Below are 21,699 nucleotides of genomic sequence, written 5' to 3' on the forward strand. Positions count from 1 at the left end.
TCCCGATCTGATCCCGGCCGATCTCGCGACACGCCGGTCGGGGTGTGTGGATCGAACAGGTGTTCGGGCTAGTTTCTCTCCACAGGTACGACGCGGGGCGAGGTTCTCCACAAGCACGACGGCGCTGATCAGGCGATGTCGGTGGCTCGCTCTAGCGTCGCCGACGTACCTGGAACCCGACGAGAGACGAGGACTCAGCACATGGCTGGAGCAGACCGCGAGAAGGCCCTGGACGCCGCGCTCGCCAACATCGAGAAGCAGTTCGGCAAGGGCTCCGTGATGCGCCTCGGCGACGAGGTGCGTGCGCCGCTGGAGATCATCCCCAGCGGCTCCATCGCGCTCGACGTCGCGCTCGGCCTCGGCGGGTTCCCGCGTGGTCGCGTCGTGGAGATCTACGGCCCGGAGTCCTCCGGCAAGACGACCGTCGCCCTGCACGCCGTGGCCAATGCCCAGGCGGCCGGCGGCATCGTGGCCTTCATCGACGCCGAGCACGCGCTCGACCCCGACTACGCCAAGGCGCTCGGTGTCGACACCGACGCGCTGCTGGTCTCGCAGCCCGACTCCGGTGAGCAGGCGCTCGAGATCGCCGACATGCTGATCCGCTCGGGTGCGCTCGACCTGATCGTCATCGACTCGGTCGCGGCGCTGGTGCCCCGCGCCGAGATCGAGGGCGAGATGGGCGACAGCCACGTCGGTCTCCAGGCCCGTTTGATGAGCCAGGCGCTGCGCAAGATGACCGGTGCGCTCAACAACTCCAAGACCACGATGATCTTCATCAACCAGCTGCGCGAGAAGATCGGCGTGATGTTCGGCTCGCCCGAGACCACCACCGGTGGCAAGGCGCTGAAGTTCTACGCCTCCGTGCGCCTCGACGTCCGCCGCATCGAGACGCTCAAGGACGGCACCGACATGGTCGGCAACCGCACCCGCGTCAAGGTCGTCAAGAACAAGGTCGCCCCGCCGTTCAAGCAGGCGGAGTTCGACATCATGTACGGCAAGGGCATCAGCCGCGAGGGCGGCCTGATCGACGTCGGTGTCGAGGCGGGCCTGGTCCGCAAGGCCGGCGCTTGGTACACCTACGAGGGCGACCAGCTCGGTCAGGGCAAGGAGAACTCCCGCAAGTTCCTCAAGGACAACCCCGACCTCGCCAACGAGCTCGAGAAGAAGATCCTCGAGAAGCTCGGGGTCGGCCCGCAGGTCGACGCCCCCGATGACCTCGCTGACCTCAACGAGCCGATCGGCGTCGACTCCTTCTGACGGCCGGTGGTTGAGGAAGGCGCGCTAGCGCCTGTCTCGAAACCCCCGCAGTGCTGAGGAGACACGTCATGACTCTCCACGAGGACCGACCCGCCCCCGACTGGCTCGGTGACGTCGCGGCCGGCGTGGACGCCTGGACCCAGGGCGTCCGCCCTGCCCCGGTCGCACCCCCGCCCGAGGACACCGCGGTCCAGGTGCCCGAGGCCGATGCGGAAGCGGTCGCCCGCAAGATCCTGCTCGACCAGCTCACGGGTCAGGCGCGCAGCCGCAAGGAGCTCAGCGACAAGCTGGCCAAGAAGCTCGTGCCCGATGACGTCGCCACTCGCCTCCTCGACCGGTTCGAGGAGGTCGGGCTGATCGACGACGAGGCCTTCGCCCGGCTGTGGGTCCAGTCCCGCCAGCCGGGCAAGGGCCTGGCCCGGCGTGCGCTGGCCCAGGAGCTGCGACGCAAGGGCATCGACGACGACACGGCTCGCGAGGTGCTCGACGAGGTCGATCCTGCCGACGAGGAGGAGGCTGCCCGGGTGCTGGTCCGCAAGAAGCTGCGCACCCTGTCCCGGGTCGACGACACCACCGCCACCCGTCGGCTGGTCGGGCTGCTGGCCCGCAAGGGCTACGGCTCAGGCATGGCGTTCGCGATCGTGCGTGAGGAGATGGCAGCCGCAGACCGCGACTGACTGGCACAATCCGTCTCGTGGTGACTGAGCGCGAGATCCTGACCTACGAGCTGTTCGGCACCGCGGTGCAGGAGCTCGCCCAGCAGGTCGTCGACAGCGGCTACGAGCCCGACCTGATCCTGTCCATCGCCCGCGGTGGCCTGGGTCTGGGCATGGGACTCGGCTACGCCCTCGACGTCAAGAACCTGTCGGCGGTCAACGTCGAGTTCTACACCGGCGTCGACCAGCGCCTCGACGTCCCGATCATGCTGCCGCCCACCCCCGCGGCGGTCGACCTGGCCGGGCTCAAGGTGCTGATCGCCGACGACGTCGCCGACACCGGCAAGACCCTCGAGATCGTGCGCGAGTTCTGCGCCGACCAGGTCGCCGAGGCGCGGATGGCCGTCATCTACGAGAAGCCGTGGACGGTCGTGCGACCCGACTACGTCTGGCGGCACACCGAGTCCTGGATCGACTTCCCGTGGTCTGCTGCGCCGCCGCTGGTGCAGCGCAAGCGGTGACCGAGACGCCGGTCCGGCTCGTGGTCCACGACCGCGGCCGCGACCTCGAGGGCGTCGTGCACGACGGCGAGTCGTGGTCGGCGGCTGCGCGGCGTACGGCCGGGAGCGTGCACGGCGACCCGGTGCCGGTCGACCTGTCCGGCGAGGTGAAGCAGTTTCTCGTCGACCACGACAACCGCTACACGATCCGGGCGATGACGCGCGGCGACCTGCCCGACGTCACGCGCTGGCGGCAGACCGAGCACCTCCACCGCTGGTGGGCCTCCGACGGGGACCCGACGGCCGAGCGGGTCGCGGAGCAGTACGGTCCGAGCATCGACGGGATGAGCCCGACCCGGATGTGGGTGGCGGAGGTCAACGGCCGCTCGGTGGGGTTCCTGCAGGACTACCGGATCGGCGACTACCCCGACTTCGCCGTCCTGGGGCCCGACCCGGAGGCGATCGGCGTCGACTACGCCCTGGCGGAGGAGTGGTCGGGTCGTGGGCTGGGCGCTCGGGTGCTGTGGGCCTGGATGGCGCGCACCCGGCACCGGTTCCCGGACGCCAGGGCCTACTTCGCCGCGCCCGACCACCGCAACGCGGCCTCCCTGCGGATGCTCGCCAAGGCCGGGTTCACCCAGGGGCTCTGGTTCGACGAGCCGCAGGGCGACGGCTCCACGACCACGGTCGTCGGTTGCTCGCTCGACGTGGGCCGCGTGCTGGGCTAGTGCTGCGATAGTGCGGGGATGACCCCTCACCCCCTGCAGCTGCCGTCCGGTCCGGTCGACCTGGCCGCGCTCCCCACCCGCGCCAAGCTCGGCTACGACGGATCGAAGAAGGACGGCAAGCAGCTGCTCTTCTCCCTGGGCGACGAGCTGTCCGACCTGCAGGAACGGCTCTTCGCCCAAGGGGTCGCCGGCTCGTCGCGCCGGGTGCTGCTCGTGCTCCAGGGCATGGACACGTCCGGCAAGGGCGGCGTGCTCCGGCACACCGTCGGCCTGGTCGACCCGCAGGGCGTGCGGATCACGTCCTTCAAGGCGCCGACCGAGGAGGAGCGGGAGCACGACTTCCTCTGGCGGGTCGAGCGCGCACTGCCCGGACCGGGGTACGTCGGGGTCTTCGACCGCTCCCACTACGAGGACGTGCTCATCGCACGCGTCCACCAGCTGGCGCCGGCCGAGGAGATCGAGCGTCGCTACGACGCGATCAACACCTTCGAGCAGCGGCTGGTCGAGGAGGGGACCGTCGTGCTGAAGTGCATGCTCCACATCTCCGCCGCGACCCAGAAGGAGCGGCTGCTCGCACGGCTGGACGACCCCACGAAGTACTGGAAGTTCCACCCGTCCGACATCGACGAGCGGGCGCACTGGGCCGACTACCAGCGTGCCTACGAGATCGCCCTCGAGCGCACCAACACCGAGCACGCGCCCTGGTTCGTGGTCCCGAGCGACCGCAAGTGGTTCCGCAACCTGGCGGTCGGTCAGCTGCTGCTGCGCGCGCTGCGCGGGATGGAGCTCGACTGGCCGCCGAGCGACTTCGACATCGAGGCCGAGCGGGCCAGGCTCATCGGCGAGGTGCCGATCGCCTGACCCGCTGGCCCGCGAGTCAGAGCCGGTAGGTCGTGTAGATGTAGTTCGACGGGGACTTCTGGAAGCCGCCCGACTTCGGGGTGAAGGCGCGGAAGTACCAGTCACCGCGCCGCGGGGCGGGGAGCTGGACGGACCACTGGCTCTTCTTGTTGGTCCGGATCTTCTTGAACTTCTTCCACTTCCCGTGCTTGCTGGTGCGGCGCTCGACGATGATCGCCTTCTTGCTGTACTTCGGCGACACCTTGCCCTTGAGCACGATCCGGTTGCCGGGCCGGGTGAGCTTGTCGTTCAGGTCGCGGAAGACCTTCACCGACTTGCCCATGGAGGTCCGAGGCGTGAACTCGTAGTCGCCGTAGGTGCCTCCGCTGTAGACGACGCGGAAGCTGCCGGTCTTCGTGGCCTTCTTCGGGTAGAAGTAGAAGCTGCCGGCGCTGTCGTCGGTCCCCATGGACTTCCACTGGGAGCCCGACTTCGGGCTGAACTGCAAGGTGGCGGTACCGGTCGGCACCGACGCCCACGTGCCGTCGGTCTGCTGACCCTGCACCTGGCCCGAGATCGAGAGCTTGTCGCCGTAGTGAGCCTTGGGGTGGCTCACCTGCAGGACGATGCGGGTCGGCACGGCGGCGTCCGCGGGTGCGGCGGTCGTGATGACACCGACGCCGGTAGCGGCGAGTGCGGTGACGAGGAGAGCTGTGAGCTGGCGGCGTATGCGCATAAAGGGTTCCTGTCCTCCCGAGTGGCGTCCCCACCGGACGCCTGCCCTCCGATACCCGAGGAGGGCGACGGTAAACAGGACTCGGGGCGCCCGGGCCGATCGCTAGGGTGTGCCGGTGATCCCCACCGTCTCCGTCACCCGCTACGTCACGCCCCTGCGGGAGGGCGGCAGCCTGCCGGGCATCGTCGAGGGAGACGACCTCGGGACCTACGTCTGCAAGTTCCGCGGGGCCGGCCAGGGCGTGCGCGTGCTGGTCGCCGAGGTGATCGTCGGTGAGCTGGCCCGAAGGATCGGTCTGCGGACGCCCCAGCTGGTCGCCCTCGACCTCGACCCCGCGATCGCCCGCTACGAGGCCGACGAGGAGGTCCAGGACCTGCTCAACGCCAGCCCGGGCCTCAACCTCGGTGTCGACTTCCTGCCGAGCGCCTTCGGCTTCGACGGCGAGCTCCCGACCGGTGCGGGCATCGCCGCGAAGGTGCTGTGGCTGGACGCCTTCACCGCCAACGTCGACCGCTCCTGGCGCAACCCCAACCTGCTCTTCTGGCACGGCGACCTGTGGGTGATCGACCACGGTGCCGCGCTCTACTTCCACCACGCGTGGAGCGGGGGCGCCCTGCTCAAGGAGGGCGCCCCGGCGCGGTTCGCCGCTCAGCCGTGGAGCCCCGACGACCACGTCTTCGGCGACCGGGTCGCCGAGCTGCCCGAGGTCGACGCCGAGCTCACCGCGCTGCTCGACGAGCGGGTCCTCACCGAGATCCTGGCCGAGGTGCCCGACGTGTGGCTCGAGGCGGTGCCCGGTGCGGAGACGCCCGACGCCGTACGCGCGGCGTACGTCGCCTTCCTCTCGGCGCGCCTCGAGACGCGCCAGTGGCTGCCGGTGGCGGCGCCGCGATGACGACCAAGCTCGCCTACCAGTACGTCGTGCTCCGGTGCGTGCCGCGCGTCGACCGCGAGGAGTTCGTCAACGTGGGCGTGGTCCTCTACTGCCACGCGACCGACTTCCTCGACGTCGCCTGGCGGGTCGACCGTGACCGGCTCCGCTCCTTCGACCCCGGGCTCGACATCGACCAGGTCTGCGAGGCGCTCAACTTCGTCGAGGGTGTCTGCGCCGGTGACGAGCGCGGAGGAGCGGCGGCCTCGGCCCCGGTGAGCCAGCGCTTCGGCTTCGTGAAGGCACCGCGCAGCACGGTCCTCCAGCCGGGCCCGGTCCACGGCGGCGTCACCCTCGACCCGGCCCGACAGCTCGACCACCTCGTCGAGAAGCTGGTGGGTTAACCGACCAGTCCGTGCTCGTGGGCGAAGACCACGATCTGCACCCGGTCGCGCAGCCCGAGCTTGCGCAGCACGGCGCCCACGTGGGTCTTCACCGTCGACTCGCTCGCGAAGACGCGCCCGGCGATCTCGGTGTTGGACAGGCCCTGGGCCACCGCGTCGAACACCTCGCGCTCCTTCTCGGTCAGCGAGAGGTACGCCGGGGGCGTGGGCGTCCGGGACCGGAACTGACCGTCGAGCAGGGTCGACAGGTCCTGCGGCGCGAGCACGGCGTTGCCGGCATGGACCGTGCGGATCGCGTCGGCGAGCATCACCGGCGTGGTGCCCTTGAGCAGGAAACCGCTCGCTCCGTGGCGGATCGCGGTCGCGGCCCGGTCGTCGAGGTTGAAGGTGGTCAGCACGACCACCCGCACCGGCGTCGCCCGCCGTGACACCCGCTCGGGCAGGAAGATCTGCCGGGTCGCCTCGACGCCGTCCATCTCGGGCATCCGGATGTCCATCAGCACCACGTCGGGCGCCAGGTCGTCGACGAGCTGGATCGCCTCGAGGCCGTCGCTCGCCGAACCGACCACCTCCATGCCGTCCTGGGCGTCGACGATCACGCGGACGCCCTCGCGGAACAGGTCCTGGTCGTCGACCAGCAGCACCCGGATCGGCGCGCTCACCGGGCCCTCACCGGCACCCAGGCGGTCGCGGTGAACGTCGGGCCAGCGGCCTCGGCGCGACGGCGTACGTCGAGCCGGCCACCGACCCCCTCGAGCCGGCGCCGCATCCCCTCGAGGCCCTGTCCCTGGCGCTCCGGGACCGGGTCGGCCAGGACCATCGGCTGGGTCTCGTCGGCCGTCGTGTCGATCACGTTGCGGACCTCGATCCTCAGCTCGCCCTCCCAGTGGCGCTCGACCAGGATCGGCGAGCCCCGGTGCCCGTGCTTCATCGCGTTGGTCAGCATCTCCTGCAGGACACGGTAGGCGACCACCTCGAGCTCGGGTGGCAGCGGCTGGGGGCTGCCGACCTCGGTCGAGGCGACCTCGTGACCGGAGGCGCGGACGCCGTCGACCAGGCTGTCGAGGCTGCCCTGCCGGGACGTCGGTGCCGCCGTGCCGTTGGTGCTGCTCAGCACCTGACGGACGTCCTCGAGCGAGGTGCGTGCGGTGGTCGCGATGTTGGTCATGGTGCGCTTCAGCCCCGGGGTGTCGTCGTCCTTGAGGTATTGCGCCGACTCCGCCTGGGCCAGGATCACGGCCAGCGAGTGGCCGACCACGTCGTGGACGTCGCGCGCCAGCCGGGCCTGCTCCTCGCGCAGGTGGGCGATCTCCTCGGCCTGGTCGCGCTGGGCCTCGGCCTCGACCTGGGAGACCTGGGACCGGCTGGCGGTCGCCGAGAAGCGCAACGCCAGTCCGAGCAGCCACGGCGCGGCGACCAGCGCGAGGAGCATGATCCCGACGGTCGGCCGCCAGTCGCTCCCGCGAGACGCCGTCTCCGCGAGCGTGCGCAGACCGGTCCGGCTCATCACGCTGTAGAACGTGTCGATGTCCAGCCAGACCATGGCGATCGCCACGCTGGCGGGGATCGACAGCCCGCTGAGCCAGACGACCGTGGTGCTGCCCCACCGTGCGCAGCCGAAGGCGACCACGGCGAACGCCAGCTCGGTGACCATCGCCGGGGTCCCGGCCGAGACCTGCATCGCGCCGATCGCCCAGGCGAGTGCCAGCGCGACCCCCGGCATCGCCCGGGACAGGCCGACGGCGACGGCGAGCCCGACCACGATGCTGATCGGGGCCGGCTCCAGCCCGAAGAAGATGTTGCCGTCGATCTCGACGAGACCGGCGACCAGCACGATGAGACCCAGGACGGCGTCCGGGATCCACTTCTGCCAGCCGGTCATGGACGCAAGGGAATCACAGGGCGCCACGGACCAGCTCGTCGAGGAGGTCGGCGTAGGACATCCCCGCAGCCGCGAACATCCGCGGCACCTGGGAGTGCTCGGTCATCCCCGGGACGGTGTTGACCTCGTTGAGCACGGGACCGTCGTCGGTGAGGAAGAAGTCGACGCGGGCGACCCCGGAGCAGCTGAGCGCGTCGTACGTCGCCGCCGCCGCGTCCAGGAGCGCCTTGGCGTCGACCCCGCCGAGCGGCGCGGGGACGCGGAAGTCGGCGTGGCCGCCGTACTTCTGCTCGTGGTCGAAGAGACCGTCCGTGACGATCTCGAGCGCCGGCGGCACGAACAGCGAGCCGTCCGCGCGGCGCAGCACGGCGACGTCGATCTCCCGGCCGAGGACGACGTCCTCGACCAGCGCGCGGGTGTCGAGGGCGAGCGCGGCGTCGAGTGCCGCGGGCAGCGCGTCCGACTCGGCCACGAGGCTGACCCCCAGGCTCGAGCCGGCGGCCACCGGCTTCACCACGACGGGGTGGGTCCAGCGCTCGTGCGCGGCGGTCGCCCGGGTGACGAGGTGGCCGGGTGCCGTGGCGATGCCGAGCGCGTTCGCGACCAGCTTGGTCGCCCACTTGTCCATCGCGAGCGCTCCGGCTCCGACACCCGAGCCGACGTAGGGGAGACCGGCCAGCTCGCACAGCGCGGCCAGGGTGCCGTCCTCGCCGCGGGGGCCGTGGACGACCGGGAACACGACGTCGCAGCTGCGCAGCACGCAGGCCGCGCCGGAGAGCCCGATCGGGCGGCCGCCACGATCGCGCCAGGTGCCGTTCGACTCGATGGTCAGGGCCACGACGTCGTACGCCGTGACGTCCAGCGCCGCTGCCACCGACGCGGCAGAGGCGAGGGACACGTCGTGCTCGCCGTTCTGGCCGCCGCCGATCACGGCGACGCGCTTCACGACAGGCTCCGCAGGTGGGCGACCGCGCGGACCCGGCGGCGCACCCGCGCGCCGATCCCGGTCACGATCTCGTGCTCGATCGTGTCGGCCCAGGTCGCCCAGTCGGCGACCGTCGGCTCCCCGGCACCTCCGGGTCCGAAGACCGTGACGGTCTCGCCCGGCTCGGCCGCGCGGTCGCCGAGGTCGATCACCAGCTGGTCCATCGAGATCGTCCCGACGACCGGGTGCCGCCGCCCGCGCAGCTGCACCTCGGCCCGGTTCGAGGCCGAGCGGGGCAGTCCGTCGGCGTAGCCCAACGGCACCAGCGCGAGCTGGGTCGGGCGCGACGTGAGGTGGGTGTGGCCGTAGCCGACCGGCGTCCCGGCCCGGACCCGGCGTACGGACACGATCGGTGCCGTCAGCGTCATCGCCGGGCTCAGCCGGGTGCTCCCGGACGGGTCGATGCCGACCAGGCCGGCGCCGACCCGGGTCATCGTGTGGTGGGAGAGCGGGTCGGTCAGGGTGGCTGCCGTGGCGGCGAGGTGCCGCTGACCGGGTCGCAGGCCGGACGACCGGGCGGTCTCGATCGCCCAGGCGAAGCGGGTGCGCGCCAACGTGTTGCACGCGTCCCTCGGGTCGTCCGCGCACCCGAGGTGACCCATCACCCCGACGACCTCGACCTCGCCACGCTGCTCCGCTCGCCGGGCGGCCCGGCAGAGCTGCGCCCAGGTGTCGGGTGCGGCGCCGTCGCGGGCCATCCCGGCGTCGACGTGCAGGTGAATGCGGGCGCGACCCGGCACTCGTGCCACCGCCTCGAGGTGCGCGACGGTCGGCACCGCGACCTCGATGTCGCGCGAGGTCGCTGACGCGAAGTCGGCGTCGACCGGGTTGAGCCAGCTCAGGAGCGGCGCACGGATGCCGGCGTCCCGCAGGGGCCACGCCTCGTCGAGGCTGGTCACGCCGAGCCGGGACGCGCCGTGTGCGAGGGCGGTCCGCGCGACGTCGACCGCGCCGTGGCCGAACCCGTCGGCCTTCACCACAGCCATCAGCTCGCCGGTGGACCGCTCGCTCAGCAGCCGCGTGTTGCGCCCGATCGCCTCCAGGTCGATGTCGAGGCAGGGGCTGCCGCTCGTGGCGCTCCGCGCCGCGACCGCCAGGCCGGTCATGCCGCCACCGTCGCCGCAAGCGGACCGTAGAGCGCATGCCTGGCGCCGGAGACCAGGGCCCAGTAGCGATCGCCGAAGCTCCAGTGCCACCACTCGGTCGGGTAGTTCACCAGGCCCTGCCGGCCGAGCACGTCCGCCAGGAGCGCCCGGTGCGCCCGCGCGTCGGCACCGATGCCCGCGGCGGCGAAGTAACAGCGACCGTCGCTGTCCTCGGGCGTCGCGTCGATCGGCGTGCCCAGGTCGAGCTCCTCGCCGCACACGTCGACCAGCGTCAGGTCCGCTGCCGCACCGGCCACGTGCGGTGCGACGTCGACGGGCGCGACGAAACGGCTGGTCAGGCGCGCCAGCTCGACCTCGTCGGCCCCGGGGTGATGCGCGCGCACCTGGGCGGCGTACGACGTGATGATCGTCTGCTGATCGGCGAGGGGCCGGAATCCCTCGACGACACGCAGCTGGATGCCCCGCGGCAGCTGCAGGTCGGCCGCCATCAACCGGTCGGCGAGACCGGCGCGCACCAGTGCTCCGGCAGGGGAGAGGCTCGCAGGCAGCCGCACCAGCGGCTCGCCCGTCTCGACCACGGGCACGGCGCGGACACGGTCGTCCGAGAGCAGGATCGTCATGCTCGCAACGCTAGGAAGCGAGCACCCTCACCTGCCTCCACCGCAGGTGCCGTTCACCTGCCCGGAAGTGCCGTCCTGCTCAGACGGGCACCAGCTCGACGGCACCGACGGCGTAGCGCGCCAGCACCGTGCGGGCCAGCTCGGGGTGGGCGCCCAGCGGCGCGGAGACCGCGATCGCCCCGGCCTCGAGCGCCAGCTCCGCGGCCCGGTCCGGGAGGAATCCCGGCGCCAGGAACAGCGAGGCGACGGCGATGTGCCGACGGCCCTCGCCGCGGAACGCGCGGACGGCCTCACCGGTCGCGGGCGGGGACGCGGAGGCGAACGCCGCCGTCACCGGCAGCTTGTGCCGGGCGCCCCAGACCCGGGCCAGCCGGGCCACGGCCTGGTTGGCGAGCGGGTCGCTGGAGCCGGCCGCGGCGAGCACGAGTGCGTCGAGCTCGCGGACACGGGACTCCTTGAGCGCCTCGCGCATCCGGACGTCGAGCACCTCGAGGAAGCGCGGCTCGAGCCCGAGGATCGAGGTGGCCCGGATCTGCACGCCGGGGTGGCGCGCACCGGCCTCTGCGATGGCGCTCGGGACGTCGACCTTCGCGTGGTAGGCCTCGGTGAGGAGGAGGGGCACGACGACGATCTCGTCGTGGCCGGACCGGACCAGGCGGTCGATCACCGTCGTGAAGGTCGGCTTCGAGAGCTCGAGGAAGGCGGCCTCGACCTTGAGGTCGGGGCGCATCGTCCGGACCTCGTCGATGAGGGCCTTGATCGTGGCGGCGGACCGCGGGTCACGACTGCCGTGAGCCAGGGCCACCAATGCGGGAGCTGCCATCAGAGGAGCCTCCGTTCTGTGTTCGAGCCAGGGTTCGTGCTGCTCATGAGTGGATTCCGCACTCGGTCTTGTTGGTGCCGGCCCAGCGACCGCTGCGCGGGTCCTCACCGGGCGCCACGCGCCGGGTGCAGGGCCAGCAGCCGATCGACGGGTAGCCGTCGTAGACGAGCGGGTTGACCAGGACCCCGTTGTCCGCGATGTACTTCTCGACCTGCTCGTCCGACCACCGGGCGAGCGGCGAGATCTTGACCTTGCCCTTCTTGGCGTCCCAGCCGATGACCGGTGCGATGACCCGGTTCTTCGTCTCGGCGCGCCGCAGACCGGTCGCCCACGCGTCGTACTCCGCGAGGCGCTCCGCCAGGGGCTGGACCTTGCGCAGCTTGCAGCAGAGGTCCGGGTCGGTCTTGTAGAGGTCCTTGCCGTACGTCGCGTCCTGCTCCGCGACGCTCTGGACCGGCGTGATCGAGATCAGGTTGACCGGCATGGTCGCCTCGACGGCGTCGCGGGTGCCGACGGTCTCGGCGAAGTGGTAGCCGGTGTCGAGGAAGAGGACGTCGATGCCGGGCACCACCTTGGAGACCACGTCGGTCAGCACGGCGTCACCCATCGACGACGTCACGCAGAAGCGCTCGCCGAAGGTCGCGGCCGCCCACTCGACGATGACCTCGGCCGGGGCGAGCTCGAGCTCGGCGCCCCAGTGGGACACGAGCTCGCGCAGCTCCTCGGGCGAGCGACCCGCGGTCTCGATCCCGCGGTAGTTGCGGGCGGACGTGGTGGTGGCGGCAGTCATGAGGAACCAGCTCCTGAAGGGCGGATCAAGCCGAGCATCTTCAAGGAGAAGGCGCGCAGGCAGCCGCGGCATTCCCACGTGCCGTGCGGAGAGCTGATCTCGCCAGACTCTGAGACGACCTCGTGCGGGCGCAGGTCCTGCTCGCCGCAGAAGGGGCAGTGGAACGGAACGGCTCGTTCGCTCATGACCCCACTCCCTCCAACGTCCTCTCGCCGCGCAGCAGGTCCTCGTCGGCCCGGAGCACCCAGGTCGTGAAGGACTCGCCTTCCTCGCGGTCGGCCTGGAAGTTCAGGACCAGGCTGCTGACGTAGTCGTCGAGCCCGGCGCTCGTCACCTTGTGGGCCCGCAGCTTGCGACCGAAGTTGGCCTGCAGCCCGGTGGCACCGCCGAGGTGCACCTGGAAGCCCTCGACCTGCTCGCCCTCGTGCATCACCAGCTGGCCCTTGAGGCCGATGTCGGCGACCTGGGTGCGGGCGCAGGCGTTGGGGCAGCCGTTGACGTTGACGGTGATCGGGGTGTCCAGGTCGGGGAAGCGCTTCTCGAGCTCGGTCACCAGGTCGCGGGCGCGGTTCTTGGTGTCGACGATCGCCAGCTTGCAGAACTCGATACCGGTGCAGGCCATCGTGTTGCGACGCCAGTACGACGGACGCGCGGACAGCCCGATCGCGTCGAGCTTCTCGACGAGCGGCTCGACGGCGGTCGGCGGCACGCCGACCAGCACGATCTTCTGGTAGGGCGTGAGCCGGGCCCCGGCGACGCCGTGCTCCTCGATCAGGTCGGCCAGCTGCACCAGCAGCGTGCCGGAGACGCGGCCGGCGGTCGGCGCGATGCCGACGTAGAAGTTGCCGTCCTGCTGCTCGTGGACACCGATGTGGTCGCGGTGGCCGGTGGGCGAGGCGGGCGACTCGCAGGAGACGAGCTTGCGATCGAGGTACTCGTTCTCCAGGACCTCGCGGAACTTCTCGATGCCCCAGTCGGCGACCAGGAACTTCAGCCGGGCGCGCGAGCGCAGTCGGCGGTAGCCGTAGTCGCGGAAGATCGAGGCCACGCCCTCCCAGGCGTCGGCCACCTCGTCGAGCGGGATCCAGACGCCCATCTTCTGGGCGAGCATCGGGTTGGTCGACAGGCCGCCGCCGACCCACAGGTCGAAGCCCGGGCCGTGCTCGGGGTGGACGGTGCCGACGAAGGAGATGTCGTTGGTCTCGGGCGACACGTCGTGCGACGGGTGGCCGGTCAGCGCCGTCTTGAACTTCCGGGGGAAGTTCGCGAAGTCCGGGTTGCCGATGAAGCGACGCTTGATCTCCTCGAGCGCCGCCGTCCCGTCGATGATCTCGTCCTGCGCGACCCCGGCGACGGGGGAGCCGAGGAACGGCCGCGGCGAGTCGCCGCAGGCCTCCATGGTGTCGAGCCCGGCGGCCTCGAGCCGCTCCCAGATCGTCGGGACGTCCTCGATGCGGATCCAGTGGTACTGGATGTTCTCCCGGTCGGTCACGTCCGCGGTGTCGCGGGCGAAGTCGACGCCGATGGTGCCGAGGGCGCGTACGGCGTCGTGGGAGAGCAGCGCGCCGTCGGAGCGGACCCGCATCATGAAGAACTCGTCGTCGAGCTCCTCCTCCTCGAGCATCGCCGTCTTGCCGCCGTCGAAGCCCGGCGCGCGCTGCGTGTAGAGGCCCATCCAGCGGAACCGCCCCCGCAGGTCGGCCGGGTCGATCGAGGCGAACCCGCGCTTGGAGTAGGTGTAGAGGATCCGGTCGCGGACGTTGAGCGGGCTGTCGTCCTTCTTGGACTGCTCGTTCTTGTTCAGCGGCTCGGTGTAGCCGAAGGCCCACTGACCCTCACCGCGCTTGGGGCGCGGGACGTCGGTCTTGGAGGGCTTCTTGGCGGTGAAACGCAGGTCGGTCATCGAGAGACGCATTCCTTGACGAGAGTGAGGCCAGCGACCTACGACCGGCGACGTTGCCGGGAGATCAGTGACCAGCGAGCTGGGCAGAGGTCAGGAATGCCAACACATCATGCTGCGGGTGCGCCCGAAGTCCACGTGGCGTCGAACCACGAGGTACGTCGTCACAGCAGATGTCATGTCAAGCAGTCTCAGGGAGCGGACGCGCTTCCCACAAGTTGAAATCCCATGATGTGAGACCCAGATCCATGATGTGAGACACGGCGTCCGCGTCAGGCGGCCGCTCGGCGTACCCGCCCGACCGACACTAGGCTTGCGCGCATGACCGATCTTTCCCAGTTGACCAGCAGCGCCTACTCGCAGGCCCTCGAGGTGATCGCCTCGGTCGAGCCGCGGATCGCCGACGCCACCCGCCAGGAGCTGGCCGACCAGCGAGGTTCGCTCAAGCTGATCGCCAGCGAGAACTACGCCTCGCCCGCCGTGCTCCTCACCATGGGCACCTGGTTCAGCGACAAGTACGCCGAGGGCACGGTCGGTCATCGCTTCTACGCCGGCTGCCAGAACGTCGACACCGTCGAGGCGCTCGCCGCCGAGCACGCCCGCGAGCTGTTCGGCGCGGACTACGCCTACGCCCAGCCGCACTCCGGCATCGACGCCAACCTGGTCGCCTTCTGGTCGATCCTCGCCCACCGGGTCGAGGGCCCGTGGCTCGAGCGCCTGGAGAAGAAGAACGTCAACGACCTGACCGACGAGGGCTGGGAGGAGCTGCGTCACGAGCTCGGCAACCAGCGCCTGCTCGGCATGGCGCTCGACGCGGGTGGCCACCTCACCCACGGCTTCCGCCCGAACATCAGCGGCAAGATGTTCCACCAGCAGCAGTACGGCACCGACCCCGAGACCGGGCTGCTCGACTACGACGTCGTGCGCGCCAAGGCGAAGGAGTTCAAGCCGCTGGTGCTCGTCGCCGGCTACTCGGCGTACCCCCGTCGCGTGAACTTCGCCAAGATGCGCGAGATCGCCGACGAGGTCGGCGCCACGCTGATGGTCGACATGGCCCACTTCGCGGGTCTGGTCGCCGGCAAGGTCTTCACCGGCGACGAGGACCCGGTGCCGCACGCCCACCTCGTCACGACCACCACGCACAAGTCGCTGCGCGGCCCGCGCGGCGGCATGGTGCTGGCGACGGAGGAGTACGCCCCGAGCGTCGACCGTGGCTGCCCGATGGTCCTCGGCGGCCCGCTCTCGCACGTGATGGCCGCCAAGGCCGTCGCGCTCGCCGAGGCCCGGCAGCCAGCGTTCCAGACCTACGCCCAGCAGGTCGCCGACAACGCCAAGTCGCTCGCCGACGGCTTCATGTCCCGTGGCGCCAAGCTCGTCACCGACGGCACCGACAACCACCTCGTGCTGCTCGACGTGTCGTCGTTCGGCCTCACCGGTCGCCAGGCCGAGTCCGCGCTGCTCGACGCCGGCGTGGTCACCAACCGCAACTCGGTCCCGTCCGACCCGAACGGCGCCTGGTACACCTCCGGCGTCCGCCTCGGCACCCCGGCGCTGACCACGCGCGGGTTCGGGCACGACGAGTTCGACAACGTCGCCGAGCTCATCGTCCACGTCCTCCAGAACACCCAGCCCGGCACCACCAAGGCGGGGGAGCCGTCCAAGGCGTCGTACACGCTGGGCGACGGGGTCGCCGACAAGGTCAAGGACGCGTCCGCCGAGATGCTCGACAAGCACCCGCTCTACCCGGGCCTGAACCTGTCCTGAGCGCGCCGGTCGCGGTGGTCAGGACAGGGTCAGCCCGGCGCTGAGCAGCTCCGAGAGGGCCGTGACCGAGGTGCCGGGAGGCCCGCTGGGCGTCGAGGTCGCGCTGAACACGACCACGGCGATCTGGCCGGCCTGGAGGCTGACGCTCAGGCCGGTCGTCCGGCAGGTGCCGGTGGTGCCCGCGACGGCGATGGTGTTGTACGGCGGGCTCAGGGTGCAGGTGGCCGAGGGGACTGCGGTGAACGGCGTGGATCCGTCACCTGCCGCGGTGTAGAGCTGGGCCTTGATCGTCAGGAACGCGCCGGTCCCGAAGAACCCGACGTTGCTGGCGAGCGTCCCGCGGGCGGAGAACGCGCTGAGCGTCATGTTCGCGGGGATCACCTGGGCGACACTGGCCGGCCCCACGGGGCTGACACCGCTCAGCGAGCTCGTCAGGTCGAGACTGCCGACGGACCCGGTCCCGGAGATCGGCAGAGCGACGGCCGCGCCCGTGCCGCCCCCGGGGGGCGTGGTGAGCGTGGCCAGGCCGCCGCTGCTGGACGTCATCACCGTGACGCCCGAACCGTCGGTGCCGTCCGCACCGTCGGCGCCGTCCGAGCCGTCGGCACCGGGTGAACCGTCGGCGCCGTCCGAGCCATCGGCACCGGGCGAGCCTGCGGGGCCGGACGGGCCCGCAGGTCCCGAGGGTCCGGGGGGTCCCGGGGGTCCCGCCACGCCACCGCCGCCAGGACCCGCCGGGCCAGCGGGGCCGATCAGGCTGATCCCGTCCGTGGGCCACACGTCGGTCTTCGGGCCGTAGATCAGCCGTCCCACCGAGTCGAAGTAGAGGTCGCCGGTGGTCCCGAGGTCGTCGCCGGGTGCACCCTCGCCCGTCAGGATCGAGGTGCCGTCGCTCCCGTCCGCCCCGGCGACTCCGCGCTTGTTCCAGGAGATCCGTCGCTCGCGGACACTCCTCTTGCCGTCCGTGACGCACGGCGCCTTGTTCTTCTCGATCCGCACGGCTCCGGTCTTCACCTGCACGCACGCCGTGACGACGCCGTTCTTGACGGTGCGATCGACGGAGGCGGCATAGCCGACGGCCATGGTGGTGGTGAGTCCGACAGCGACGACGGCGATGGCGGCGACGCGCGACCGAGAGGGCTTCTTCACTGACACTCCTGGCGGGTGGGGGCCTTCCCAAACGCTAGAACTGTGCTCGGTCGGCCGCCGTGGATTTCCGCGAACGCGTGCTCGCCGACGCGGTGGGCTAGACCAGCCCTCGATGAGTGCGGAGATCGACGACTGTGCTCCTGGTCCGCGGTCCGGGCTGGGCTCCCTCAGCGGGCGACGGCGTCGATCTCGAGCCGCACGTAGTCGACCACGGGCTGGTCCATCGCCAGCCGCACCTCGGTCACGAAGCCGGCGCGCTCGGACTCGGGCAGCGCGTCGAGCTGTGAGCCGAGGATGACGAAGGCGAGGTAGCGCTCCAGGATCTCGACGTCCTCGCAGCGGAAGGGGTCCGGGCGCAGGGCCACGGAGAGCACCTCGAAGCCAGCAGCCGAGAGCCGCGAGCGGGTGTCGTCGACGCCCGCGAACTCCCAGCCGTCGTGGTCCTCGCCGGTCACCCGGGCGAGCGCACGGTTGACGCCCGCCACGTTGCCGAGACCGCCGCAGTCGGTCGTGAGCGTGGCGCCGGGCTTCATGACCGCGTGCAAGTTGGCAAAGAGAGTGGCGTGGTCGCTGATCCAGTGGAACGCGGCCACGCTCATCACGGCGTCGACCGGTTCGGGGACGGGGAGGGGCGCGACCGTCAGGTCGGCGCGCACCAGGGTCACCCCGTCGCCGAGGCGGGTGCGGGCCTGGTCGAGCATCTGCTGCGACCCGTCGAGCCCGATCACGCGCACGTCGGGCCACCGCTCGAGCAGCGCTGCGGCGTCGCGACCGGTGCCGCAGCCGGCGTCGAGGACGAGCTCGTCGCCCGTGAGGGCCATGCGGTCCAGCACCCGCAGGCCCCAGCCGACGTGGGGGAGCGGGAGGGCGTCGTACGACGCCGCGTCCCACTCGCGGGTGCTGCTCACGAGAGGACCGGGGTCGCGCGCTCGACGACGGCGCGCAGGTTGCCGCCGGCGAGGGTGCCGAAGACCCCGTCGTACGACGAACCCAGGCGGGACCCGCAGAAGATGTCGGACACGGCGGGCGGGGCGAACTGCACCAGCAGCGCGCCCTGCAGGCAGAGCGCCATCCGCATGGCGAGCCGCCGTGCGTGCCGCTCCATCCCGTCGGGCTCGCCCATCAGCGAGCCGAGCAGGGCGAGGGTGTCCTCGATCGCCCGGTCGAGACGGGCGTCGCCGCCGCGAGCGCGGCCGACCTCGGTGATCCACGCGTCGAGCACCTCGGGCTCGCGGCCCAGGGCGCGGAGCACGTCGAGCGCGTTGACGTTGCCCGAGCCCTCCCAGACCGAGTTGAGAGGCGCCTCGCGGTAGAGGAGCGGCATGCCGGACTCCTCGACGTAACCGTTGCCGCCCAGGCACTCGAGCGCCTCCGCGACCAGGGCGGGCGTGCGCTTGCAGACCCAGAACTTCGAGAGCGGCAGCGCGATCCGGCGCAGCGCCGCCTCGTGCGGGTCGGCGAGGTTGTCGACGGCGGCCGCAAGCCGGATCGAGAGGGCCGTCGCGGCCTCGGCCTCGACGGCCAGGTCGGCGAGCACGTTCTGCATCAGCGGCTTCTCGCTCAGCAGCGAGCCGAAGGCCGAGCGGTGCGACGCGTGCCAGGTCGCCTCGTTGACCGCACGGCGCATCAGGGCGGTCGAGCCGAGCACGCAGTCGAGGCGGGTCGCTGCGACCATCTCGATGATCGTGCGGACCCCGCGGCCCTCGTCACCGAGCCGGTGCGCGAGCGTGCCGTCGAACTCGAGCTCCGACGACGCGTTGGACCGGTTGCCCAGCTTGTCCTTGAGGCGCACGACGTCGAGCTGGTTGCGCGTCCCGTCGGCGAGCACCCGCGGCAACACGAAGCAGGTGACCCCGCCCTCGGTCTGGGCGAGCACCAGGAAGACGTCGTTCATGGGCGCCGACGTGAACCACTTGTGCCCGTGCAGGGTGTAGTCGCCGTCGACGGACGTGCGCCGCGCCTCGGTGACGTTGGCTCGGACGTCGGACCCGCCCTGCTTCTCGGTCATGCCCATGCCAGCGAGCGCGCCGAGCTTGGTCGACGGCGCCCGGACGCCGGGGTCGTACGTCGTCGACGCCAGCAGGGGAGTCCACTCCTTGGCGAGAGCATCGTCCGCGCGCAGGGCCGGGATCGCGGCGTAGGTCATCGAGATCGGGCAGCCGTGCCCCGGCTCGGTGTGCGACCAGGCCATGAAGCCGGCGGCCCGGCGTACGTGCGCGTGCGCCTCGTCGGACTCCCACGGCGCTGCCGCCAGCCCGTGGCCGACCGCGCGCTCCATCAGCCAGTGCCACGCGGGGTGGAACTCGACCTCGTCGATCCGGTTCCCGTAGCGGTCGTACGGCGTGAGCTCCGGGTGGTGCTCGTTGGCGAGCATGCCCTGCTCACGGGCTTCGGCGGTGCCGGCCTCGGCACCCAGTCCGACCAGGTCGAGAACGACGTCGGAGGACCCGTGCCGGGTGACCGCCTCGACCAGGGCGACATCGGCCGTGACCACGTTGTGACCGACCAGGAGGGGCGCTTGGTTCGTGGCTACCCGGATCTCGGAACGCATGTGTCTACGGTAGTTCCATGGCGTCGGTGGAGGAGACTCAGAGTCCCTCGCGCCCGACCGCCGAGTCCGTCCGGGAGTGGCTGCGCAGCACCGCCGACGTCGTCTGGCGGCTCATCACGGCGACCGTCGCCTCATGCCTGAAGTACCGCGTCACCGGGCTGGCCGCCGAGGCCGCGTTCTTCGCGGTGCTGTCCGTGCCGCCGCTGATCTTCGCGATGGCCGGCGCGATCGGCTTCGTCACCGACCAGTTCAGTCCCGGTCAGGTCGACGACGTGCGCAACGCCATCGTGGAGCTCTCGCAGCGGGGGCTCACCGACGGTGCCGTGCACAAGATCATCGAGCCCACGATCGACGACGTGCTCCGCGGCGGCCGCTTCGACATCATCTCGATCGGGTTCGTGCTCGCGCTCTGGTCCGGCTCGCGGGCGCTCAACGTCTTCGTCGACACCATCACGATCATGCACGGGCTCGGCGGCCACCGCGGGATCGTGCAGGCGCGGGCCCTCTCGTTCCTCCTCTACGTCCTCGCGATGGTCACCGGCGTCGTGTCGATCCCCCTGGTGGTGGCCGGGCCGACCCTCGTCGAGGACTGGCTGCCAGAGCGTCTCGACTTCCTCATGCACTTCTACTGGCCCGTCGTCATCGTGATCTGCATCTGCTTCCTCGCGACGCTCTACCACGTGTCGGTGCCGGTCCGGACGAACTGGAGCTTCAACCTCCCGGGCGCGACGTTCTCGCTCTTCTGCTGGATCGTCGGCTCCTACGTGCTGCGCGAGTTCCTGACCGTGACTGCGACCGACTCGCGCTCGATCTACGGTCCGCTGGCCGCGCCGATCGCCGTGCTCCTCTGGCTCTACCTCGTGTCCATCGCCGTGCTCATCGGGGCGGCGGTCAACGCCGCCTTCGACACCGTCTTCCCGCAGAAGACGACGATGCTGGCGAGGCTCGAGCTGATGCAGCGGCTACGCCGCATCGGCTCCCGCGAGACGACCGGCTAGATTGCCCACCGTGCCGGACGACTCCAGCGACATCACCGTCGGTCGCGTCCGCGGGAACCTCTCCCTGCCGGACAACAACCGCTCACCCTGGTGGGAGCTCGGCAGGCGTCTCCTGCTGGCGGTCGCGATCCTCGTCGGCACGGTCCTGATCGTCTACTTCGACCGCGGTGCCTACCGCGACGGCAACGACCCGGCGAGCAACTACTCCGTCGACCTGGTCGACTCGATCTACTACACGACCGTCACGCTCAGCACGACCGGGTACGGCGACATCGCGCCGGTCGCCCCGCACGCCCGGCTGATCAACGCCTTCGTCATCACCCCGCTCCGCATCGCCTTCCTGGTGCTGTTGATCGGGACCACCCTGGAGGTGCTCGCCTCACAGGGTCGCGAGATGCTCCGCGTCGCTCGTTGGAGGAAGAAAATGGGAGCCCACGTCGTCGTGATCGGCTACGGCACCAAGGGCCGCGCCGCTGTCGACACCCTCGTCAACAACGGCCAGGACCGCGAGTCGATCATCGTCGTCGACCCGGGTGCGGAGGCGCTCCAGGAGGCCCACGCCGACGGGCTGGCCGTCGTCACCGGCGACGCGACCCGTCGCGACGTGCTCCGCCGAGCGGGGGTGAAGGACGCCGAGCGGGTCATCATCACCACCAACCGCGACGACTCCAACGTCCTCGCGACGCTCACCGTGCGCCAGCTCAACCCCGAGGTCTGGATCGTGGCCGCCGTGCGCGAGCAGGAGAACGTCGCCCTGATGCGCCAGTCCGGCGCCAACTCGGTGATCACCTCGTCCGACGCGGTCGGCCGCCTCCTCGGCCTCTCCTCGCTGTCGCCGACGCTCGGGTCGGTCATGGAGGACCTGCTGACGTACGGCGAGGGCCTCGAGGTCGCCGAGCGCGACCTGATCGTCTCCGAGGTCGGCAAGCAGCCCCAGCAGCTGCCCGACCAGGTGATCGCGGTCGTGCGTGACGAGAAGGTCTACCGCTACTTCGACCCGGTGGTCACCCAGCTCGCCCGCGGCGACCGGCTGATCGTCGTACGACCCGCGCGTGAGCTGCCCTGGGCGCCTCGCCCGGGCACGCACGACGAGGAGTTCGCCACCGACGAGTCCTGACCCCTGGGATCCCCCCATTCGC

Annotated in this window: 22 protein-coding genes; 10 read left to right on the forward strand and 12 right to left on the reverse strand. The window is 70.9% G+C overall.

Annotated elements, in window-relative coordinates:
- Window positions 1–201 precede the first annotated feature (201 nt).
- The 5 genes from recA to ABLE68_RS17250 all read left to right on the forward strand — a co-directional run bounded on the left by recA (window position 202) and on the right by ABLE68_RS17250 (window position 4,002).
- Entirely contained in the window at window positions 202–1,257 is a 1,056-nt protein-coding gene (gene recA, locus ABLE68_RS17230; protein ID WP_348873015.1) for a recombinase RecA, read from the forward strand.
- 68 nt (window positions 1,258–1,325) lie between these two features.
- On the forward strand, window positions 1,326–1,934 hold the full coding sequence (locus ABLE68_RS17235; RefSeq protein WP_348873017.1) for a regulatory protein RecX: 609 nt from the start codon (window positions 1,326–1,328) through the stop codon (window positions 1,932–1,934).
- Window positions 1,935–1,951: 17 nt separating this feature from the next.
- Window positions 1,952–2,434, forward strand: coding sequence for a phosphoribosyltransferase (locus ABLE68_RS17240; protein ID WP_348873018.1), 483 nt, complete (start codon window positions 1,952–1,954; stop codon window positions 2,432–2,434).
- Window positions 2,431–3,141, forward strand: a complete 711-nt coding sequence (locus tag ABLE68_RS17245) for a GNAT family N-acetyltransferase (protein WP_348873020.1) — start codon at window positions 2,431–2,433, stop codon at window positions 3,139–3,141. Before ABLE68_RS17240 ends, ABLE68_RS17245 begins: the two co-directional genes overlap by 4 nt.
- 18 nt (window positions 3,142–3,159) lie before the next feature.
- On the forward strand, window positions 3,160–4,002 hold the full coding sequence (locus ABLE68_RS17250; protein ID WP_348873022.1) for a polyphosphate kinase 2 family protein: 843 nt from the start codon (window positions 3,160–3,162) through the stop codon (window positions 4,000–4,002).
- A 16-nt stretch (window positions 4,003–4,018) separates the two neighbouring features.
- On the opposite strand, the gene ABLE68_RS17255 is transcribed toward ABLE68_RS17250, so the two are convergent.
- Complete coding sequence (locus ABLE68_RS17255) at window positions 4,019–4,717, reverse strand: hypothetical protein (protein ID WP_348873024.1); 699 nt, start codon at window positions 4,715–4,717, stop codon at window positions 4,019–4,021.
- 115 nt (window positions 4,718–4,832) lie between these two features.
- On the opposite strand from ABLE68_RS17255, the gene ABLE68_RS17260 reads away from it, so the two are divergent.
- Both ABLE68_RS17260 and ABLE68_RS17265 read left to right on the forward strand, forming a co-directional pair.
- On the forward strand, window positions 4,833–5,612 hold the full coding sequence (locus tag ABLE68_RS17260) for a HipA family kinase (protein ID WP_348873025.1): 780 nt from the start codon (window positions 4,833–4,835) through the stop codon (window positions 5,610–5,612).
- A complete protein-coding gene (locus tag ABLE68_RS17265) occupies window positions 5,609–5,992 on the forward strand; it encodes a DUF3037 domain-containing protein (RefSeq protein ID WP_348873027.1) in 384 nt (127 codons plus the stop codon). Before ABLE68_RS17260 ends, ABLE68_RS17265 begins: the two co-directional genes overlap by 4 nt.
- On the opposite strand, the gene ABLE68_RS17270 is transcribed toward ABLE68_RS17265, so the two are convergent.
- The 8 genes from ABLE68_RS17270 to ABLE68_RS17305 form a co-directional block, all read right to left on the reverse strand.
- Complete coding sequence (locus ABLE68_RS17270; RefSeq protein ID WP_348873028.1) at window positions 5,989–6,654, reverse strand: response regulator; 666 nt, start codon at window positions 6,652–6,654, stop codon at window positions 5,989–5,991. The genes ABLE68_RS17265 and ABLE68_RS17270 overlap by 4 nt on opposite strands.
- A complete protein-coding gene (locus tag ABLE68_RS17275) occupies window positions 6,651–7,874 on the reverse strand; it encodes a sensor histidine kinase (RefSeq protein ID WP_348873029.1) in 1,224 nt (407 codons plus the stop codon). Before ABLE68_RS17275 ends, ABLE68_RS17270 begins: the two co-directional genes overlap by 4 nt.
- A gap of 13 nt (window positions 7,875–7,887) precedes the next feature.
- Window positions 7,888–8,820 carry a D-alanine--D-alanine ligase family protein gene (locus ABLE68_RS17280; RefSeq protein ID WP_348873031.1) on the reverse strand — a complete coding sequence of 311 codons (933 nt, stop codon included), beginning with the start codon at window positions 8,818–8,820 and terminating at the stop codon, window positions 7,888–7,890.
- Window positions 8,817–9,965 carry an alanine racemase gene (gene alr, locus ABLE68_RS17285; RefSeq protein WP_348873032.1) on the reverse strand — a complete coding sequence of 383 codons (1,149 nt, stop codon included), beginning with the start codon at window positions 9,963–9,965 and terminating at the stop codon, window positions 8,817–8,819. Before alr ends, ABLE68_RS17280 begins: the two co-directional genes overlap by 4 nt.
- Complete coding sequence (locus ABLE68_RS17290) at window positions 9,962–10,585, reverse strand: M15 family metallopeptidase (RefSeq protein WP_348873033.1); 624 nt, start codon at window positions 10,583–10,585, stop codon at window positions 9,962–9,964. The genes alr and ABLE68_RS17290 overlap by 4 nt, the downstream gene beginning before the upstream one ends.
- A gap of 79 nt (window positions 10,586–10,664) precedes the next feature.
- Window positions 10,665–11,408 carry a sirohydrochlorin chelatase gene (locus tag ABLE68_RS17295; protein ID WP_348873034.1) on the reverse strand — a complete coding sequence of 248 codons (744 nt, stop codon included), beginning with the start codon at window positions 11,406–11,408 and terminating at the stop codon, window positions 10,665–10,667.
- A gap of 43 nt (window positions 11,409–11,451) precedes the next feature.
- A complete protein-coding gene (locus tag ABLE68_RS17300; protein ID WP_348873035.1) occupies window positions 11,452–12,198 on the reverse strand; it encodes a phosphoadenylyl-sulfate reductase in 747 nt (248 codons plus the stop codon).
- A 181-nt stretch (window positions 12,199–12,379) separates the two neighbouring features.
- Window positions 12,380–14,101, reverse strand: a complete 1,722-nt coding sequence (locus tag ABLE68_RS17305) for a nitrite/sulfite reductase (protein ID WP_348873036.1) — start codon at window positions 14,099–14,101, stop codon at window positions 12,380–12,382.
- A gap of 318 nt (window positions 14,102–14,419) precedes the next feature.
- On the opposite strand from ABLE68_RS17305, the gene ABLE68_RS17310 reads away from it, so the two are divergent.
- A complete protein-coding gene (locus ABLE68_RS17310) occupies window positions 14,420–15,862 on the forward strand; it encodes a glycine hydroxymethyltransferase (RefSeq protein ID WP_348873037.1) in 1,443 nt (480 codons plus the stop codon).
- Between the two features lie 18 nt (window positions 15,863–15,880).
- Here the strand turns inward: ABLE68_RS17310 and ABLE68_RS17315 are convergent, their stop codons facing one another.
- The 3 genes from ABLE68_RS17315 to ABLE68_RS17325 all read right to left on the reverse strand — a co-directional run bounded on the left by ABLE68_RS17315 (window position 15,881) and on the right by ABLE68_RS17325 (window position 19,562).
- A complete protein-coding gene (locus tag ABLE68_RS17315; RefSeq protein ID WP_348873038.1) occupies window positions 15,881–17,011 on the reverse strand; it encodes a hypothetical protein in 1,131 nt (376 codons plus the stop codon).
- A 167-nt stretch (window positions 17,012–17,178) separates the two neighbouring features.
- Entirely contained in the window at window positions 17,179–17,919 is a 741-nt protein-coding gene (locus ABLE68_RS17320; RefSeq protein WP_348873039.1) for a class I SAM-dependent methyltransferase, read from the reverse strand.
- On the reverse strand, window positions 17,916–19,562 hold the full coding sequence (locus ABLE68_RS17325) for an acyl-CoA dehydrogenase family protein (RefSeq protein ID WP_348873040.1): 1,647 nt from the start codon (window positions 19,560–19,562) through the stop codon (window positions 17,916–17,918). The genes ABLE68_RS17320 and ABLE68_RS17325 overlap by 4 nt, the downstream gene beginning before the upstream one ends.
- Before the next feature lie 17 nt (window positions 19,563–19,579).
- Here ABLE68_RS17325 and ABLE68_RS17330 point away from each other — a divergent pair, with 17 nt between their 5' ends.
- Window positions 19,580–20,560, forward strand: coding sequence for a YihY/virulence factor BrkB family protein (locus ABLE68_RS17330; protein WP_348873041.1), 981 nt, complete (start codon window positions 19,580–19,582; stop codon window positions 20,558–20,560).
- 10 nt (window positions 20,561–20,570) lie between these two features.
- Complete coding sequence (locus ABLE68_RS17335) at window positions 20,571–21,677, forward strand: potassium channel family protein (protein ID WP_348873043.1); 1,107 nt, start codon at window positions 20,571–20,573, stop codon at window positions 21,675–21,677.
- The last annotated feature ends 22 nt before the right edge of the window (window positions 21,678–21,699 follow it).

The organism is Nocardioides pollutisoli (assembly GCF_040045055.1).
GTDB classification, from domain to species: domain Bacteria; phylum Actinomycetota; class Actinomycetes; order Propionibacteriales; family Nocardioidaceae; genus Nocardioides; species Nocardioides tweenelious.

Excerpts from the sequence above, each read along its gene's own strand:
- ABLE68_RS17295 (WP_348873034.1), bottom strand. The coding sequence starts at position 11,408 with ATGGCAGCTCCCGCATTGGTGGCCCTGGCTCACGGCAGTCGTGACCCG.
- ABLE68_RS17310 (WP_348873037.1), top strand. The coding sequence starts at position 14,420 with ATGACCGATCTTTCCCAGTTGACCAGCAGCGCCTACTCGCAGGCCCTC.
- ABLE68_RS17255 (WP_348873024.1), bottom strand. The coding sequence starts at position 4,717 with ATGCGCATACGCCGCCAGCTCACAGCTCTCCTCGTCACCGCACTCGCC.
- recA (WP_348873015.1), top strand. The coding sequence starts at position 202 with ATGGCTGGAGCAGACCGCGAGAAGGCCCTGGACGCCGCGCTCGCCAAC.
- ABLE68_RS17250 (WP_348873022.1), top strand. The coding sequence starts at position 3,160 with ATGACCCCTCACCCCCTGCAGCTGCCGTCCGGTCCGGTCGACCTGGCC.
- ABLE68_RS17235 (WP_348873017.1), top strand. The coding sequence starts at position 1,326 with ATGACTCTCCACGAGGACCGACCCGCCCCCGACTGGCTCGGTGACGTC.
- ABLE68_RS17300 (WP_348873035.1), bottom strand. The coding sequence starts at position 12,198 with ATGACTGCCGCCACCACCACGTCCGCCCGCAACTACCGCGGGATCGAG.
- alr (WP_348873032.1), bottom strand. The coding sequence starts at position 9,965 with ATGACCGGCCTGGCGGTCGCGGCGCGGAGCGCCACGAGCGGCAGCCCC.
- ABLE68_RS17290 (WP_348873033.1), bottom strand. The coding sequence starts at position 10,585 with ATGACGATCCTGCTCTCGGACGACCGTGTCCGCGCCGTGCCCGTGGTC.
- ABLE68_RS17305 (WP_348873036.1), bottom strand. The coding sequence starts at position 14,101 with ATGACCGACCTGCGTTTCACCGCCAAGAAGCCCTCCAAGACCGACGTC.
- ABLE68_RS17325 (WP_348873040.1), bottom strand. The coding sequence starts at position 19,562 with ATGCGTTCCGAGATCCGGGTAGCCACGAACCAAGCGCCCCTCCTGGTC.
- ABLE68_RS17265 (WP_348873027.1), top strand. The coding sequence starts at position 5,609 with ATGACGACCAAGCTCGCCTACCAGTACGTCGTGCTCCGGTGCGTGCCG.
- ABLE68_RS17330 (WP_348873041.1), top strand. The coding sequence starts at position 19,580 with ATGGCGTCGGTGGAGGAGACTCAGAGTCCCTCGCGCCCGACCGCCGAG.
- ABLE68_RS17275 (WP_348873029.1), bottom strand. The coding sequence starts at position 7,874 with ATGACCGGCTGGCAGAAGTGGATCCCGGACGCCGTCCTGGGTCTCATC.